This window comes from Saccharospirillum impatiens DSM 12546 (genome assembly GCF_000423605.1).
Taxonomy (GTDB): domain Bacteria; phylum Pseudomonadota; class Gammaproteobacteria; order Pseudomonadales; family Natronospirillaceae; genus Saccharospirillum; species Saccharospirillum impatiens.
The window spans coordinates 93,538-109,084 of sequence record NZ_AUIH01000007.1 but is presented as its reverse complement, the minus strand read 5'-3'; the positions used below and the strand labels follow the sequence as shown (position 1 = coordinate 109,084).

Annotated in this window: 14 protein-coding genes; 12 read left to right on the top strand and 2 right to left on the bottom strand. The window is 57.5% G+C overall.

Annotation, left to right across the window (positions count from 1 at the left end; all coding sequences use genetic code 11):
- Nucleotides 1–47: 47 nt before the first annotated feature.
- Nucleotides 48–416, top strand: coding sequence for a HopJ type III effector protein (locus G565_RS0107060; RefSeq protein ID WP_028670296.1), 369 nt, complete (start codon nt 48–50; stop codon nt 414–416).
- Nucleotides 417–504: 88 nt separating this feature from the next.
- On the opposite strand, the gene G565_RS0107055 is transcribed toward G565_RS0107060, so the two are convergent.
- Nucleotides 505–2,544: a M3 family metallopeptidase gene (locus tag G565_RS0107055; RefSeq protein WP_028670295.1), complete on the bottom strand. Its 2,040-nt coding sequence runs from the start codon at nt 2,542–2,544 to the stop codon at nt 505–507.
- Between the two features lie 116 nt (nt 2,545–2,660).
- Here G565_RS0107055 and G565_RS0107050 point away from each other — a divergent pair, with 116 nt between their 5' ends.
- The 4 genes from G565_RS0107050 (at nt 2,661) to G565_RS0107035 (ending at nt 6,649) form a co-directional block, all read left to right on the top strand.
- Nucleotides 2,661–4,139: a hypothetical protein gene (locus tag G565_RS0107050; RefSeq protein WP_028670294.1), complete on the top strand. Its 1,479-nt coding sequence runs from the start codon at nt 2,661–2,663 to the stop codon at nt 4,137–4,139.
- A gap of 72 nt (nt 4,140–4,211) precedes the next feature.
- On the top strand, nt 4,212–4,934 hold the full coding sequence (rph, locus tag G565_RS0107045) for a ribonuclease PH (protein WP_028670293.1): 723 nt from the start codon (nt 4,212–4,214) through the stop codon (nt 4,932–4,934).
- 3 nt (nt 4,935–4,937) lie between these two features.
- On the top strand, nt 4,938–5,801 hold the full coding sequence (locus G565_RS0107040) for a YicC/YloC family endoribonuclease (protein ID WP_028670292.1): 864 nt from the start codon (nt 4,938–4,940) through the stop codon (nt 5,799–5,801).
- Between the two features lie 56 nt (nt 5,802–5,857).
- Nucleotides 5,858–6,649 (top strand): substrate-binding periplasmic protein, encoded by a 792-nt coding sequence (locus tag G565_RS0107035; RefSeq protein WP_157600018.1) that lies wholly within the window; start codon nt 5,858–5,860, stop codon nt 6,647–6,649.
- Nucleotides 6,650–6,658: 9 nt separating this feature from the next.
- Here the strand turns inward: G565_RS0107035 and G565_RS0107030 are convergent, their stop codons facing one another.
- Nucleotides 6,659–7,249 (bottom strand): uracil-DNA glycosylase family protein, encoded by a 591-nt coding sequence (locus G565_RS0107030; RefSeq protein ID WP_028670290.1) that lies wholly within the window; start codon nt 7,247–7,249, stop codon nt 6,659–6,661.
- 108 nt (nt 7,250–7,357) lie between these two features.
- Between G565_RS0107030 and G565_RS0107025 the strand changes: the two genes are divergently transcribed.
- From G565_RS0107025 to G565_RS0106995, 7 genes are all read left to right on the top strand, one after another.
- Entirely contained in the window at nt 7,358–8,653 is a 1,296-nt protein-coding gene (locus tag G565_RS0107025; RefSeq protein ID WP_028670289.1) for a hypothetical protein, read from the top strand.
- Nucleotides 8,637–9,212, top strand: coding sequence for a condensin complex protein MksE (locus G565_RS0107020; RefSeq protein WP_028670288.1), 576 nt, complete (start codon nt 8,637–8,639; stop codon nt 9,210–9,212). The genes G565_RS0107025 and G565_RS0107020 overlap by 17 nt, the downstream gene beginning before the upstream one ends.
- Nucleotides 9,209–11,980, top strand: a complete 2,772-nt coding sequence (locus tag G565_RS0107015) for a hypothetical protein (protein WP_211227140.1) — start codon at nt 9,209–9,211, stop codon at nt 11,978–11,980. The genes G565_RS0107020 and G565_RS0107015 overlap by 4 nt, the downstream gene beginning before the upstream one ends.
- Nucleotides 11,977–12,852 carry a DUF7281 domain-containing protein gene (locus tag G565_RS0107010; RefSeq protein WP_028670286.1) on the top strand — a complete coding sequence of 292 codons (876 nt, stop codon included), beginning with the start codon at nt 11,977–11,979 and terminating at the stop codon, nt 12,850–12,852. Before G565_RS0107015 ends, G565_RS0107010 begins: the two co-directional genes overlap by 4 nt.
- Before the next feature lie 75 nt (nt 12,853–12,927).
- Complete coding sequence (locus G565_RS0107005; RefSeq protein WP_028670285.1) at nt 12,928–13,461, top strand: lipocalin family protein; 534 nt, start codon at nt 12,928–12,930, stop codon at nt 13,459–13,461.
- Nucleotides 13,462–13,750: 289 nt separating this feature from the next.
- Nucleotides 13,751–14,104, top strand: a complete 354-nt coding sequence (locus tag G565_RS0107000) for a type II toxin-antitoxin system RelE/ParE family toxin (RefSeq protein ID WP_211227139.1) — start codon at nt 13,751–13,753, stop codon at nt 14,102–14,104.
- Nucleotides 14,013–15,185 carry a HigA family addiction module antitoxin gene (locus tag G565_RS0106995; RefSeq protein WP_342662974.1) on the top strand — a complete coding sequence of 391 codons (1,173 nt, stop codon included), beginning with the start codon at nt 14,013–14,015 and terminating at the stop codon, nt 15,183–15,185. Before G565_RS0107000 ends, G565_RS0106995 begins: the two co-directional genes overlap by 92 nt.
- Nucleotides 15,186–15,547: the final 362 nt, after the last annotated feature.

Below are 15,547 nucleotides of genomic sequence, written 5' to 3'. Positions count from 1 at the left end.
TCGGGTGCCGTTATACTCTGGCGCTTTCTCACTGAAAGAGTCGGATTATGACGGCCGCAACCCCAACAGATCTACCCGCCTTTGTGGCGCGCATCTACACCCAACCGGAGCAAATCCTGTTTGAAGACACGATGGCGGTGATCGATGCGAACTTCGAGTTCACACCGGTCGCGTTTGCCACCGGTGTTCAGAATAATGCAGCAGGCACCAACCTGGGGTCCTGCAAACTGCTCAGTTTTGCACATGCCATGAATCTGCCTGCCGAGACGACCTTGCAGCTGTTTGGCGACTACTATCGGGTGGATGTGTTAGCGAACCCGGACGGGACCGATCATGCCAATATCCGGGAGTTCATGCGGTTGGGCTGGCGCGGGGTGAACTTTGCGGCACCGGCCCTTAAGCGCACAGGCCGGTGACTGTATCGGGTGGCGTTAACACGGCTACCCAACAGAGGCTGGCGTTGACAGGCCCGGGGCGAGCCTGTCGAATGGTCTCGAAGCCAGCTTAGGCTGCGATACCACTGTGACGCAGCAGGGCGTCGACTTGCGGCTCCCGCCCACGGAACTGCTTGAACAGTTCTCCGGCCGGTACGCTGCCGCCATTGGCCAGAATCACATCGCGAAACGCCTTGCCGGTTTTGGCGTTGAAAATACCCTCTTCCTCAAACCGGCTGTAGGCGTCGGCGCTGAGTACTTCCGCCCACTTGTAGCTGTAGTAGCCCGCTGAATAACCGCCGGCAAAAATGTGGCCAAAACTGTGCTGGAAGCGGTTCTCCGGCAAGGTTTTGATGACCGACACTTCAGACCGCACCTGGTCAAGCACCGCTTGCACATCGTTCACCATGAAGCCTTCGGTCTTGCTGTGCAGCTTCATGTCGAACAGGGAGAACTGCAACTGACGGGCGGCAGCCATGGCTGACTGGAAGTTCTTCGCGGCCAGCATTTTCTCCAGCAGGTCGGCTGGCAGCGGCTCACCCGTGTCAACGTGACCGGAAATAAAAGCCAGTGCTTCGGGCTCCCAGCACCAGTTCTCCATAAACTGACTGGGCAATTCTACCGCGTCCCAGGCCACACCGCTGATGCCACTGACATCACCCACGTCTACCCGGGTGAGCATGTGGTGCAGGCTGTGGCCGAACTCGTGAAACAGCGTGGTCACTTCATCGTGCGTCAGCAGCGAGGGCTTGCCATCTAAAGGCGGCGTGAAGTTGCAGGTCAGGTAGGCGACCGGTTTCTGCAAGGTGCCACCGATGCGCACCCGTTTGCGGCACTCATCCATCCAGGCCCCGCCACGTTTGCCTTCACGGGCATAAAGGTCCATGTAAAAACGGGCCACCACCGCGCCATTTTCCAGCACGTTGTAGAGCTGAACATCCGGGTGGTAGGTCTCGAACTCGGTCACTTGCTCAAAGGAGACGTCAAACAGGCGATGCGCGGTCTCAAACAAGCCCTCAATGACCCGGGGTGCCGGGAAATAGGGTTTGAGCTCCTCCTGGGAGACTGCGTAGCGCTGTTCCTTGAGTTTTTCACTGGCGTAGCTGATGTCCCAGGGCTCCAGTTCGTCGGTCATGCCCAGTTCATCCCGGGCGAAGGCGACCAGCTCTTGATACTCCCGTTTGGCCTGTGGAATGGCCTTGCCAGCTAGCTGATTCAGAAAATCGAGTACCGCGGCTGGTGAATCTGCCATCTTGGTGGCCAGTGATACGTCGGCGTGGCTGGCGAACCCCAGTAACTCGGCCGCTGCCTGGCGCTTGGTCAGAATGTCGGTCATTTCCGGGCCATTGTCGTAAACGCCGCCATTCGGGCCGACATCAGAAGCCCGGGTAACGTGGGCCAGGTAGGTCTCGCGACGCAAATCGCGGTCGTCGGCATAGGTCAGCACCGGGATCACTGAAGGCATTTCCAGCGTTACCAGCCAACCGCTTTTGTCTTTTTGGCGGGCGTATTGGGCCAGCGTGGCCCTGGCTGATTCGGGTAAGCCGGCCAGGCGGGTCTCATCGGTTACGTGCAGTGACCAGGCCTGGGTCGCATCGAGCAGGTGCTCGCTGAACCGTTGCTGTAATTGAGCCAGTTCAGACTGCAGCGTGGCGAAGGCTTTTTTATCGTTCTCGTTCAGGTCGATACCAGACAGGCGGAAATCACGCAGTGCCTGTTCGATGGCGGCCTTTTGAGCCGTCGACAGGGAGGCGAAGTCATCGCGCTGTGCGATCTGCTGATACGCCTTGAATAAACCGTCATGCTGACCGAGCCAGCTTTGGTAATCGGTCAGTAACCCCAGGGCCTGGCTGTAGGCTTCGCGCAATTCCGGTGAATCCTTAACACCCGACAGATGGCCAAAAACGGCCCAGGCGTTGTCGAGCCGTTCGTCCAGCGCACTGATCGGTTCGATCAGGGTGTCCCAGGTGGGCTCGGGGGTGTTCTCAACCAGTTCATCGATGCGGGTTTTGCTGGTGTCGATGATCTCCGTCATGGCCGGTACGATCTGATCAGCCTTGAATTGCTCAAAGGGAGGCAATTCATGCGGTTCGAGCAATGGGTTGGTCATGGTGGTGTCCTTTTGTTGAGTCTTGAAGGATCAGTACGATGCGGTGGCCAGAAGTGTTCACCGGGCAGTCATTGAGGTGTCGTCAAACGGTCACAAAAACGTCGTATAACGGATGCATGACTGCACTGCTCCGCGCCCTGTGGCGCCACCCCCGATGGCTTTCCGTCGCGCTGGTACTGATCCTGATCGGGTTAGTATGGGCCCCTGCCAGGACCCCGACCACTATTTACCTGAGTTTGGGGTTCGAGCGCGGCGAAACAAGTGCGGATTTCGTTGGTGTTGCGATTGATGCAGCCATGCTGACCGGCGGTGACTGGTGGACCGACCACGATGGCCCGCCGCGCCCGCTTGATCTGGACGATGAAGGCCTGCGCTACTGGAGCCGGATTCTGGCCCCGGCCTGGGTGCGGCTTGGCGGAACCGAAGCCGACAAACTCTGGTGGCAGTCACCGGACGACCCGTCACCGGCTCAACCCTGGCTTGACCAGAGTGACCTGGACGGGTTTCTGAGGTTTACCCGAGCCGTTGACGCTCGCCCGATGATCACCACCAGCACCGGCCCACGGGTGCGGCAACAGGGGGACTGGCAGCCGGATCAATTGCAACGGTTACTCGGCTGGTTGCCAGACGACTACAACGGCGTGCTCGAATTCGGCAATGAACCCGGCGCTCACTGGCTGATGTTTGGCCTGCGCCACCAGTATGGCTTTGATCAATACACCCGGGAATTCGCACGGGCACGTGCCCAGACCGTCGATATCCCGCTGGCGGGCCCTGCCAACGCATTTTGGCCGGAAATCGGAGAGCCACTGCGGCCTCTGGTCGGCAGTTCCCGGACTTTTCTGGAAAATGGAGCCAACCCGGCCATTTTCAGCTGGCACTATTACCCGACCCAGTCTTCACGCTGCCGGGTGCGCACGGAAGGCACCGAATGGGAATCGCTGATCGATATTGAGGCGGTCGCCGAGTTCACCCGCCAGGCCAGGCGCGTCCGCGGCTGGGTCGACCGTTATTCGCCGGATTCCGAACTCTGGCTGGGGGAGACCGGTCCGGCCCAGTGCGGCGGTGTTGACCAGTTGACCAACCGTTTTGGTTCCAGCCTCTGGTGGCTGACGCAGTTGGGAACGGCGGCCCGTACCGGGCAGGATACAATCATTCGTCAGTCACTGGTGGGCGGTGACTACGCGCTACTGGCCTACCGAACGCGTTACAGCCCAAACCCGGACTATTGGGCCCAGGTGCTGTGGAACCGGCTCATGGGCCCGCGCTGGTTTGAGGTGCGTGGCAGCGGCCGGGTGATTCAGGCTTACGCGCATTGTGACCCGACAACACCTGGAATTATGACGTTATTAACCGTCAACCTGCAGCCGGTACCGGTTACCCTGATCCTGCCGGATAACGCACCCCGCCCGATGCTGACGGTGACCAGCCCCGCGCTCGACAGCCGTTATGTACAGGTCGAGAACCAGTGGCCGGAGACCTTCGACTGGGAGACGGCCGACCCCCTGCCCTGGGTGCTGCGCGACAGCAATGAAGCCCAGCCCGGTTACAGTTACCGCTTCACCCGTCTGGATGCGCCCGAAGACTGTGGCTAAACCGCGGTGTGCACAGGCAGGCCCGGACCTCTATACTGTCGGGTTCATCTATTAATGAAAGGCTTTACCCCTATGCGCCCAAGTGGACGTACACCGGATCAACTTCGCCCCGTCAGCATTCAACGCAACTTCACCAAACACGCGGAAGGCTCCGTCCTGGTCTGCTTTGGTGATACTCAGGTCATCGTGACTGCCAGTGTTGAAGCCAGTGTCCCGCGTTTTTTGAAGGGCAAAGGCCAGGGGTGGGTGACCGCGGAATACGGCATGTTGCCGCGCGCTACCGGCTCCCGGAACCAACGCGAAGCCGCGCGTGGCAAACAGGGCGGGCGCACGGTAGAGATTGGCCGTCTGATTGGCCGTTCGTTGCGGGCCGCCATTGATATGACCGCGCTTGGCGAACACAGCATCACCCTCGACTGCGACGTGATTCAAGCCGATGGCGGTACTCGCACCGCGGCCATTACCGGTGCCTTTGTTGCCCTGACCGACGCCGTTAACCACATGCTGGAAAAAGGCATGATCAAAACCAGCCCGATCAAACACCCCATTGCCGCCGTGTCGGTTGGTATCTGGCAGAACACCCCGGTGCTGGATCTCGACTACGCTGAAGACAGCACCTGCGATACCGACCTGAACGTGATCATGACCGGCGACGGTGGTTTTATTGAGATTCAGGGCACAGCCGAAGGCGAACCCTTCCAGCCGGAAGAACTGAACGCCATGCTGGCCCTTGCAGGCAAGGGCGTGGCTGAGCTGTGCGAACTGCAACGTGCCGCCCTGAACGCGGAGGCCTGAGCCATGACCGACAGCATGACCGCCTTTGCGCGGCGTGAAGAAGACACCGCCTTCGGTACCCTGTCGGTCGAGATTCGTTCGGTGAACCACCGCTACCTGGAGCCGACGTTTCGCCAGCCCGATACCCTGAAACCGGTGGAAATGCCGCTGCGAGAGGCACTGAAAAAACAGGTCAAACGAGGCAAAGTCGACGTTCAATTGCGGTTCTATCCAAACCAGGCCAGTGCCGGTTTGGACGTGAATACGGAACGATTGCAAGCTTTGAACGCGGCCCTGCACAAGGTGCGAGACAATGTCGCCGACAGCCCCATGCCAGATGCCCTGGCACTGCTGCAATACCCGGGCATTCTCGCCGAGGAAGCCGTGGATATGGAGGCGGTATTCACCGCCATGCGGGGCTTGTTCGACACTGCCCTTACCGACTTCATGGCACACCGCCAGCGTGAAGGTCAGGAGCTGGGCAAGATGATCAGCGACCGGCTCGATGACATTGATGCGATCGTGGACGTACTGCGCGAGGAAATGCCCGGCTGGGTCGCCAGCTTCCGCGACACCCTGAATGCCAAAGCGGCGCAATTCCAGGTGGACCTCGACCCGGAGCGGCTGGAGCAGGAAGTAGTCATGCTCGCCCAGAAAGCCGACGTGGCAGAAGAACTGGACCGGTTGGTGACCCATACCAGAGAGGTTCGGCACATTCTCAACCAGAAAGGCGCTATTGGTCGACGGCTGGACTTTCTGATGCAGGAATTTAACCGTGAAGCCAATACGCTGGGGTCCAAAGCCACCAACAGCCGGGTAACCCAAGCGTCGGTAGATCTGAAGGTGCTGATCGAACAGATGCGTGAGCAGGTGCAAAATATCGAATGACACTCAGCCTATGGTCCCGATCAAACCGCGCCCTTAATGGGCCGGTTTTACGGCGAATGAATCGTTGTCGGAAAGCCTTGGTCTGGCCATTGGTGGTGTTGTGTTTGGGGGCGACGGGCCTGCAAGCATGGGCTCAGGGCTGGACGATGGGGTTTGCCGAAGGCGAAGCCCCCATCAGTGACGTAGGAGCAGAGGGAGCGCAGGGCATTATCCCGGAGCTGACTGCTGAGCTGTTCCACCGCGTGCCTGACACCTCGTTAACGATGACTGCCGGTCCCTGGGTGCGGATGCAACGCTCTGTGGAAACCGGCCAGATCGACGGCTTTGTGACCTACCCGTCCGATGACCGCCGCCGTTATGCGCTGTTCAGCCAGACACCGCTGTTTCATATCGACATTGGCTACCTGATTTATCGTCGCGACCACCCTCAGCGTGAGCGCCTTGAGCAAGCCCGCAGCTTTGAAGACTTGCAAGGCCTGACCTTCATCGGCCAACAGGGAGCTGAATGGGAGCGGGACAATATACCGGCTAGCCTGGATACCCTGTTATTGGGTCATACCAATACCATGATGCACATGCTGGTGCGACGGCAAGCCGGTGATTTTATGGTGATGCCCGCCGAGCAGGCGGTACACATCGCCAAACAGCTGGGTTATGACGATCAAATTGCCTTTGAACCGGTCAGGTTCATACCCAACGCCAGCATTCCATTTCACGTCGGCATTCATTCTGCTCATCCCGATGCTCTAGAGATGCTAACGCGCATAGACAGCGTGCTCCAATCTCCAGAATACAGGCAGGTCGCTGCACAGATATTGGCCCGGTACCGCGAAGCGCCGGCCGATTAGGCCAGCATGTCAGTCACCACTCGGCACCAGTGTCGAGATCTGCGCCTGAAGCCTGGGCAGAACCTGTTCCTCAAACCACGGGTTGCGCTTGAACCAGGCCTGATTTCTAGGGCTGGGGTGCGGCAGTGGCAGGTATTCCGGCCAGACATCCTCCCACTGCTCGACAGCCCCGGTTACCGTGGCGCCCAATTGCGGCAAGTGATACGCCAAGGCATAGCGGCCGAGCACCAGCGTGAGTTGAATATTGGGCAACGCTTTTAGCAGAGGTTCGCGCCAGTTTGGCGCACATTCCGGGCGTGGCGGCGCGTCACCGCTGCGTACCTTTCCCGGAAAACAAAAGCCCATGGGTACAATGGCAAAATGGGCCGGATCGTAGAAAGTCTCGCGGTCGACACCCAGCCAGCGGCGCAGCCGATCACCACTGGGATCGTCAAACGGCAAACCGCTGTCATGGGCACGCTGCCCGGGCGCCTGCCCGGCAATCAGAATGCGAGCGCGGGGATCTGCCTGCAGGATGGGTTTGGGCGCCAGTGGCAAGTGGTGGGCGCACTCCTGACAGCGGTGAATGCGGTCCATCAAGGCGTTAAACGTTGAAGACATTGTCACCAAGCTCCTGAGCGGTTCACAGTCTGTGACTTCAACATACAGCACGCACCCAACTCTGGCATAATCGCTCAACGTTTATCGTATTCACAGGACTGACGTCGCATGGCTTCGCCCAAAAGCCTGATATTCCAGCTGCACCGCCATTGGGACATCATCGAAACTCTGTGTCGGCAATCGCGTGAGTTACCGGCGTTTGAGCCGCCTCACTTGCTGGCCGTGATCGAGCGTTTTACCGGCAGTGACGATCCCACCGAACCGGCGGCCATTCTGCGCTCACTGTGCACCGCTGATCTGCTGCAGCCGTTAAGCCGAACTGACGACTGGCAAATTAACCCGCTGGTGCTGGATTTTGTGCGCGGTCTGACCCGAGAGCATGAACTGGGTTTATCGGCGGTGCTCAAAGCCCGGGTCGAGGCTGTCCGAGAGGCGACGGCGCTGCTGGCCGAGGGCGTCGACCAGCAGGATATGGACAGTGTGCGAACCGGCGCCGCGCGTCTGTCGGACCTGTTCCGGCAGATCACCCGCCAGTTGGATGCCGACCGGCATGCCATTCTGGAATTGGCCGAAAAAGCCAAGGCAAGCGATGCCTCCATGCCCATCGCGCGACGTTACCGTGACGTTCTGGATGCCTACGATCACTACGTAGAACCGATGAACGAAATGATGGAAAGCGGTCTCGGCGGTACCTTCTACCCTCACCTCAAACTGGCGGTGCAAACACTGGATCGGGCTGAAGAATCACTGGCCATTCGCGGGGCGCTCTACACCCAGCGGTTACAGTTGCGACAGGTTGCCCAGCAAGCGAAGGAGCTGCGTCGTCTCGGGCGAATCGTGGCCCATCAATGTTCGGACACGCTGTTACCACTGCGCGAAGAAGCCCGGCAGCATAATGTGCTCTCCAGTGCCATCGGCACGCTGTTGGGCCGGGTACGCAAGCGCGGCCTCAAAGCGGCACTGCGATCGACCGGTAATTCGCAGCCGCTGCCCAGCTGGCAACGCGAACGTCGTACCCTGGTGCATCTGGGTGACGAGATTCGCACCCTGATGGCCGATGCACTGCAATTTGAACCCAAGGTACAAACCTTTCCCGAAGCCCTGGCCGGCAACCCGGCTGATCTCAGCGACTGGGTCGATGAACCGCGCCTGAAGCAGGCGCTGGCGCGAGCCTTGCCGGTGGAGAACCTGCTGCTCTGGCTGCAGCAACATTACCCGCAACTCAAAGACGCCACCCTGTTGCGTCTCTACCATGAGCTGGTGCGCGAACCCGATTGGCAGGCGCGTCTGCAAGCCGATGAAACCCGCACCCCATTGCAGTCAGTCCGGGTGCTGTATTATCCGCACCGGCTGGAAGCTCGAACGCCGTCGCAAAACGAGGTACCGAATGACTCAAGCCATTGACCTGACTCGTCTGGTGCACCTGGCCGACCTGTTCAAACACTTTAACAGTGGCAAACACCTGAACCGGCTGTCTGATGCGGCTTTGTGGGCTGAACTGGAACAGGAGCAAGAGGCGTACGCGGCACTGTTTCAGGCGCTGGGCTATGAACTGCGCATCGACGGACGCGGTTTCGCCTGGTTTCATACCGACGAAAAAAGCACCACCCTCAGCCAGCAGTCACGTCAGTTCGCCTTGCTGTTTATGGTGATTTTCGACACCCAGGCCGACGCAGGCAAAGCGCTGAATCGTTTCAGCGACTGGGTCATCGACCGCGCCCTGTTCACAACCGCCAGTGAACACCACCAGGAGCTGCTTCAGGCCGAAGGGCTGGATGTCGACGCCTTGCTGGCCCTGATGGAACGCGCCGAAACCTTTGGCTTTGCCCGGCGTGAGGCCGGTCACTGGCAACTGTTGCCAGCCGTCTGTCGGTATCTCGACCATTTCGAAGCACTAGCTGAACAGTTAACGGACGAGACGACTGTGCCGGACGTGGATGAGCCAGAAGAGGACACCCCATGATTCGCTACGGATTTCAGCGCCTGGTGCTGCTTGGCAGTGCCGGTTATCAGCGTGCCGAACTGCCATTGGACGACGCCGTTTCCCTGATCGCCCCGAACAACACCGGCAAGACAAGCCTGATCAACGCCCTGCAGTTCCTGCTCATCATCGACCGCAGGCGCATGGATTTCGGCTCGCACGACTGGGCTAAGACGCGCTCCTTTTACTTTCCCAACAACAGCGCCTACGTTCTACTGGAGGTGGTGTTGCCGCAAACGGGTACCGTTGTCTTCGGGTGTGTTGGCAAGGGTGCCAGCAACGACTATGTCTATTTTGCCTACAAAGGCGAACTGAAACTGGATGATTTTCGCCAGGAGCAGGGCACTCTGGTTCAACAACCGGACTTGAATACCCACCTGGCGAGTAAGGGCCGAACGGTTTTTCAATACGACGCCGCCGATTTCGCCCGGCTAATCTACGGCGGCAATCAGAAGCGGCGCAGTGTTGAGCCCGATTTCACGGTATTCAAGCTGGAAAACGCCTCCGACTCAAAAGTGTTTCAGCAAGTACTCACCCGTACTCTGCGCCTCGACAAGCTGTCATCAACCGAGGTTAAAACGTATCTGTTGCAGATATTCCGGCGCGACCTGCCGGATGCCGACATCGACTTCAAGCAGGAATGGGACAAAGCCTTTTACGACGTCAATGCCGACCGGGCCCAGTATCTGGCCGCGAAAGATCAGGTAAAGCGCATTGAAGCGATGGAGCAAGACTACGAGGCACGCCTGACACTGCGCGGCAAACTCATCGACTGGCGCCCGCGCATCGATGAAGGGCTGTCTCTCTGGCAGGCGCACTATGAAGAGGAAGCCGCGCGGCTACTAGCCGAAGTTGAAGCACTAGGCCAGGAGAAGCAGGCACTGACCGACCGGGACCGCCAGTTGACCCGGCGACAACTTGAGCTGGAAACGCAACTGAATGAACTGGAAAAACAAGGAACTCAACAGGATGCATTGCAACAGCGTTTTGCGCTGATTGATGAACGCTCCGTACTGGAACAGGAGTACCGGCAAGTCCAGGCTGAACTGGAACAGATCACCACCATACTGACCCAGGCAGACGGGCGTTCACCGGCGGTGATTGAACGCGCCCGCAAAGAGCAGGAGCAACGCCTGCTCACCCTGAAACAACAGCAACGGCACCTGAACGACAACCTCTATTTGACGCTCAGCCAGCAGTTGCCAGCCGACGATCTTGAGCGACTCAACCGGGTGCTTAATGGTCAGGCCCAGGTGTTGCCCCCCGAAGCTTATAAGCTGGATGTGCAAGCCCTGCGCACCGCGTTAACAGGGACGTCGCCGGACCGCCTAAACCTCGCCGGGCTCGATCTCAGCCTGAATGAACTCAGCCCGCAACATCAGCAACTGACGCCAGCTGAACTCGACGAACAGATCGCCGATACGGAGCGCCAGCTCAGCGATCTGGCGCAACAACTCGACGCCGCCCGATCGTTACAGCAATCACAGGATCGAAAAGCAGCCCTGGCCCGGGAAAGCCGACAACACGAGCAGGATCTGGCCGATTTCGATCAGTTACAGACTCTGAAGCAGAACGAACCGGAGCGACAGGTACAGCAAGAGGACGCCACCGGTGAATTGGAAGAAGTGACCCACAAGTTGGAGACGGCCAGGGAGCACAGCGACCAGCTACAAGGCAGGTTAAACGACGTCCACCGCAAACAGGACGATCTGCAGCAGGACCATCGCAGCATTGCTCAACTGCGTGATAACCGCGCCGATACCGCCGAAGAGTACAGCTATCTCAGTGAGTTGCCCCACCACCGGTGGCTGGGTGAAGCGGACTGGACGCTGGGGCAGCTGGCGGACCATTTGAAGCACTACCAGAGTGATTGTCACACCCTGCAACGGCTAAACAGCGGTCTGAATGCGGGCCTGAGCGAACTCCATGCTGGCGGGCTGACCAAATACCAGTACAGCGATTCCAGAGATCAGGAACTGAAGCGCATCATCGACTTCAGCCATCAGTTGCCACAGGAACACGAAGCACTCGAAAAGAAAGCCCGAAGCGCCGTGGTCAACGTAACCGCGAGCTTGCGTGAGTTGCGCGATGGCCTGCTAAGTTTTCAGAGCAAAATGAACAGCTTCAATCGGCTGATCGGTCACCGTCAACTGTCTGACCTCAACATCTTCAAGATTGAGGCCGAGGATGAACCGCATCTGGTCGAAGCCATCGACGTACTTATCGACAAAGCGAATCAGGTGAACACCGGCGACAGCTTCGAACTGTTCAACCAGCAAAGCGTGCTCGACGACGCCAAACTCGACCGCGCCAAACAAATTCTGATTGATGAGGGCAACGCCCGTCAGGGCCTGAAAGTGTCTGACCTGTTTCGGCTGGTGTTTGTGGTGGGCAAGAAAGACCAGAAACCCGAATCCTTCGAAGACATAGACAGCGCCGCCTCCAACGGCACCGTGTTGATGGCCAAACTGATTACCGGTCTCGCCATGCTGCACCTGATGCAAGACAAACGTCATGCCGTGCACGCCATATGCTATCTTGACGAAGCCCTGGCACTGGACAGCCGCAACCAGACCAGCCTGATCGCCACCGCGCAGGACTTTGGTTTCGCGCTGATCTTTGCCTCACCAGCGCCGTTAACCACGGTGCGCTATTGCGTGCCGATCCACCATCACCAGGGCCAGAACCACATCAGTCGGGACAGCTGGCAAATTCTTGAGCCGTTGTCCGAAGATGAGCTAACACCATGAACACAGCGCTCAGAGCCGCCCTGCTCAAACTGGTCAACGCCGAGGGCGGCCTCGTCTCTGCCTCGGCTTTAACGGTGTCACAACAAAGCGCACTGGACGCATTCAGCCAGCGAACCGGCGCGGTTCAACAGCAACGCAGCGGCCGTGGCCGCGTGTATCGAATAGTGCGCCCGGGCATCGTCGAACAGCACCTGGCTGAACTCTCACCACTGGCCGGAACAACGCCGGATGACACCCTGCCCGCACGTGCCGCCAACATGGGCCACACACGTTCCAGTAAAGGTCGTGCACACGGGCACGACCAGTATTACCTGCTGCTAAAAGCTCGCCGCCAGCCACAGTGGCAACACGACCAGGGCCACACCCTTGATTTGAATGCGCAGACCCAAACCCAGGGTGCCGGCGTGCTCGCCATTAGCCCCACGGCCGAGGCGATCTGGCGCACCCAAAGCCCGATCTGGCTGGTTGAAAACCAGGCCTTGTTCGACCGGACCGACTGGCTGCCAGGCAGCGAAGCCATAAGCCTGGCCTGGTACAGTGGTCACCTTCGCAACCACCTGATTGACTGGCTGGCCCAACAGAAGAACAGCACCATCACCTTGTTTCCGGATTACGATGGTGTCGGCCTGCAAAACTACCTGAGGTTGAAACAGCAGCTTGGCCCGCGCGCCCGCTTCTGGCTGATGCCCGACTGGCACCAAAAACTGCAACGCTTCGGCAGTAACTCCCTCTGGCAGGATACGCAACGGGAGTTTCGAGCCGCTGTACAGGGGCTTGAAGGCCTGTTGGATGAAGAGCCTGAATTGAAGCACCTGATAGAGACCATGCAAAGCCTCGGGTTGGCCTTGGAGCAGGAAGCCATATGGCTGTAACGCATGCCATGAGCTATACCAGATCAACGTCAGCATGATCCGTGAAACAGACACAATCTAATAAGGACAACCGCCATGACATCATCAGGAAGGCTCGCCCTAATACTGCTCTTTTTGTTCCTGGCCGGTTGCACCGGCCTACCCAAAGGAATCGAACCGGTCGCCGGGTTTGAGCCCGACCGCTACCTTGGCACCTGGTACGAAATAGCCCGGCTCGATCATCGGTTTGAACGCGGCCTGAGCAATGTAACCGCAGAATACAGCCTGAACGAAGACGGCAGCATTCGTGTGCTGAACCGCGGTTATAAAGAAGCGGAAGGCGAATGGCAGCAAGCCGAAGGCCGGGCTGTGTTTGTCGGTGACCGAGATGTTGGGCACTTAAAAGTGTCGTTCTTCGGGCCTTTTTACGCCTCTTATGTGGTGTTTGAATTGGATAAGGAAGCCTACAGCCAGGCGTACCTGACAGGTTCGGACCGGGGCACGCTGTGGTTTTTGTCGCGAACGCCTCAGGTGAGTGAGACGGCGATGGCGCAGTTCAGAGCGCGGGCTGAAGCGGAAGGGTTTGAGTTGGATGAGTTGATTGTGGTGGATCAGTCACAAAACCAATAAGCCATATTGTCTGGCTGACGGGTAGTTGGCTATAGTCATCGGCAAGTGGATTGGGATTTCCCGGTCGGCGCCATAGCCGTTGTGCATTTCATCGAGGCTTCCACTGCTCCCTCGAATCGGTGCCCCCTCCTGAACCCGACACACTCCTGGAAAATTTTTCAGTCAACTGTAAATCTCTGTGCCCATGAGGTGTGGGTAGCCGATCAGAGCATGGCAAGAAGCGGTTTTCTATCGGGCAGCGGCTTTTACTTTATCTAGGTATATGATATTTTATTAACCAGATAGGTTAATGTTTTTTATGGATATTGCTTTTTCTTCCAAAAAGCTCATGAAACAGCTCAGTGAAGCAAAGACCATGGAGAAGGCATTTGGTGATCGTCGCACGAAAAAGCTGAAGATACTCATGACCCAATTGAGGGCGGCGCCCAGCCTTGCTGCCTTTGCACCGCCGTACAGTCCGCCTCACCGCTGTCATGAGCTGACAGGTAACCGGAAAGGCCAATTATCACTCGACCTTGATCACCCATACCGGCTGACCTTTATTCCTAACCATGACCCTCTCCCAATGCGACCAGAGGGAGGGTTGGATTGGACTCAGGTGTCAGCCATCAAGATCAAAGGCGTGGAGGATACCCATGGGTAACCACTTGAACGAATACAGTCCCGACTACGCGGTAACCCCAGGCGAAGTCCTTGAACATGAGCTCGAAATCCGGGGCATGACCCAGCAAGAGCTGGCCAATCGAACCGGTCTGACCCCTAAGCATCTCATTGCTATCTCGAAGGCTAAAGCGTCAATCACTCCAGATACGGCCATCAAATTCGAACGAGCGCTGGGCATGCCCTGTGACTATTGGCTTAATCTGGAAGCCAACTACCGGGAGGTTTTGGCAAGGTTGGCCGAAGAAGAGCAGTTAGCCAATGACCTGGACTGGCTGAAGCGTATTCCCGTCAATGACATGGTCAAGTTAGGTTGGATCAACAAATCTACCGACAAAAAAGCGCAGTTGGTGGAATTGCTCAATTTCTTTGGCATTGCGCAAGTGAAGCAATGGCAGCAAATGTGGCCTAATTTGAACATTGCTTATCGTCAGCACAACACACACGAAATTTTCCCGGAGGCAGTGTCAGCCTGGCTGCGCCAGGGTGAGCTGCAGGCTTCCGCGATTGTTTGTGAACCTTATGATAAAAGCCACTTTCGAACCGTGTTGGAGCAGGCTCGGTCGTTGACCACGGTAGACCCGGATCATTTTGTGCCCGAACTGCAGCGCTTATGTGCCGAGGCAGGTGTAGCCGTCGTATTTGTTCCCGCCTTGCCCAAAACGAGCGTCAGTGGTGCAACCCGATGGCTCAATAAAGACAAAGCGGTCATTCATCTCAGCCTGCGATACAAGAGCGATGACCACCTTTGGTTTACGTTTTTTCATGAAGCCGGGCACATTTTACTGCATGGAAAGAAGGAGATGTTTCTGGAAGGAGCCAATGGTCTGGATGCGGAGAAAGAGCAGGAAGCTAACCGCTTTGCCGAGACTCAGCTGATACCGCCCAAGGCATTTATGGCATTTATCGCAGAAGGTGTGTTCAGTAAGCAGCGGATCTGTGAATTTGCGGCTGATATGAATATTTCACCGGGCATTTTAGTGGGACAACTGCAACACCGTGAGCTTTTAGACATGAAGTTTTGTAATGACCTCAAGCGACGCTTTAAGTGGGCTCATGAGTAGAAAGCCAACCGTTAGTGAGCCTCCAGCCGTGGTCCGGTTCAGTTAACAGGCAGAGGCTCCCTATGTCAGTACCTGCAATCACTCATGTTATTTGTTCAATTCGCCCTTAAACTGCATAGCCCCCTGGTGTTTGGAGTGCGGCTACCCAGTGAACATTTGTTAGTGATCAACCAGGCTCGAATGGCGCCTGACAATATTTCAGATTTTTGTGATCAGAACTAAAGGGAAGTTAGGATATGAAAAATGGTACACCAAAAAGGACGTCTACTCTGGACCGCACCTATCTGATTGTTGGCAAGCCGCTTACCATTGGGTATTACTTCAAGTGGTGGTTACTACAAATTGTGGTTGGGATAGCAGGT

What these genes read in the sequence shown, in the direction of transcription:
- rph (WP_028670293.1), top strand. Translation starts at nt 4,212, where the DNA reads ATGCGCCCAAGTGGACGTACACCGGATCAACTTCGCCCCGTCAGCATT.
- G565_RS0107030 (WP_028670290.1), bottom strand. Translation starts at nt 7,249, where the DNA reads ATGTCTTCAACGTTTAACGCCTTGATGGACCGCATTCACCGCTGTCAG.
- G565_RS0107005 (WP_028670285.1), top strand. Translation starts at nt 12,928, where the DNA reads ATGACATCATCAGGAAGGCTCGCCCTAATACTGCTCTTTTTGTTCCTG.
- G565_RS0107010 (WP_028670286.1), top strand. Translation starts at nt 11,977, where the DNA reads ATGAACACAGCGCTCAGAGCCGCCCTGCTCAAACTGGTCAACGCCGAG.
- G565_RS0107020 (WP_028670288.1), top strand. Translation starts at nt 8,637, where the DNA reads ATGACTCAAGCCATTGACCTGACTCGTCTGGTGCACCTGGCCGACCTG.
- G565_RS0107055 (WP_028670295.1), bottom strand. Translation starts at nt 2,544, where the DNA reads ATGACCAACCCATTGCTCGAACCGCATGAATTGCCTCCCTTTGAGCAA.
- G565_RS0107025 (WP_028670289.1), top strand. Translation starts at nt 7,358, where the DNA reads ATGGCTTCGCCCAAAAGCCTGATATTCCAGCTGCACCGCCATTGGGAC.
- G565_RS0107035 (WP_157600018.1), top strand. Translation starts at nt 5,858, where the DNA reads ATGAATCGTTGTCGGAAAGCCTTGGTCTGGCCATTGGTGGTGTTGTGT.
- G565_RS0106995 (WP_342662974.1), top strand. Translation starts at nt 14,013, where the DNA reads ATGACCCTCTCCCAATGCGACCAGAGGGAGGGTTGGATTGGACTCAGG.
- G565_RS0107050 (WP_028670294.1), top strand. Translation starts at nt 2,661, where the DNA reads ATGACTGCACTGCTCCGCGCCCTGTGGCGCCACCCCCGATGGCTTTCC.
- G565_RS0107060 (WP_028670296.1), top strand. Translation starts at nt 48, where the DNA reads ATGACGGCCGCAACCCCAACAGATCTACCCGCCTTTGTGGCGCGCATC.
- G565_RS0107015 (WP_211227140.1), top strand. Translation starts at nt 9,209, where the DNA reads ATGATTCGCTACGGATTTCAGCGCCTGGTGCTGCTTGGCAGTGCCGGT.
- G565_RS0107040 (WP_028670292.1), top strand. Translation starts at nt 4,938, where the DNA reads ATGACCGACAGCATGACCGCCTTTGCGCGGCGTGAAGAAGACACCGCC.
- G565_RS0107000 (WP_211227139.1), top strand. Translation starts at nt 13,751, where the DNA reads ATGTTTTTTATGGATATTGCTTTTTCTTCCAAAAAGCTCATGAAACAG.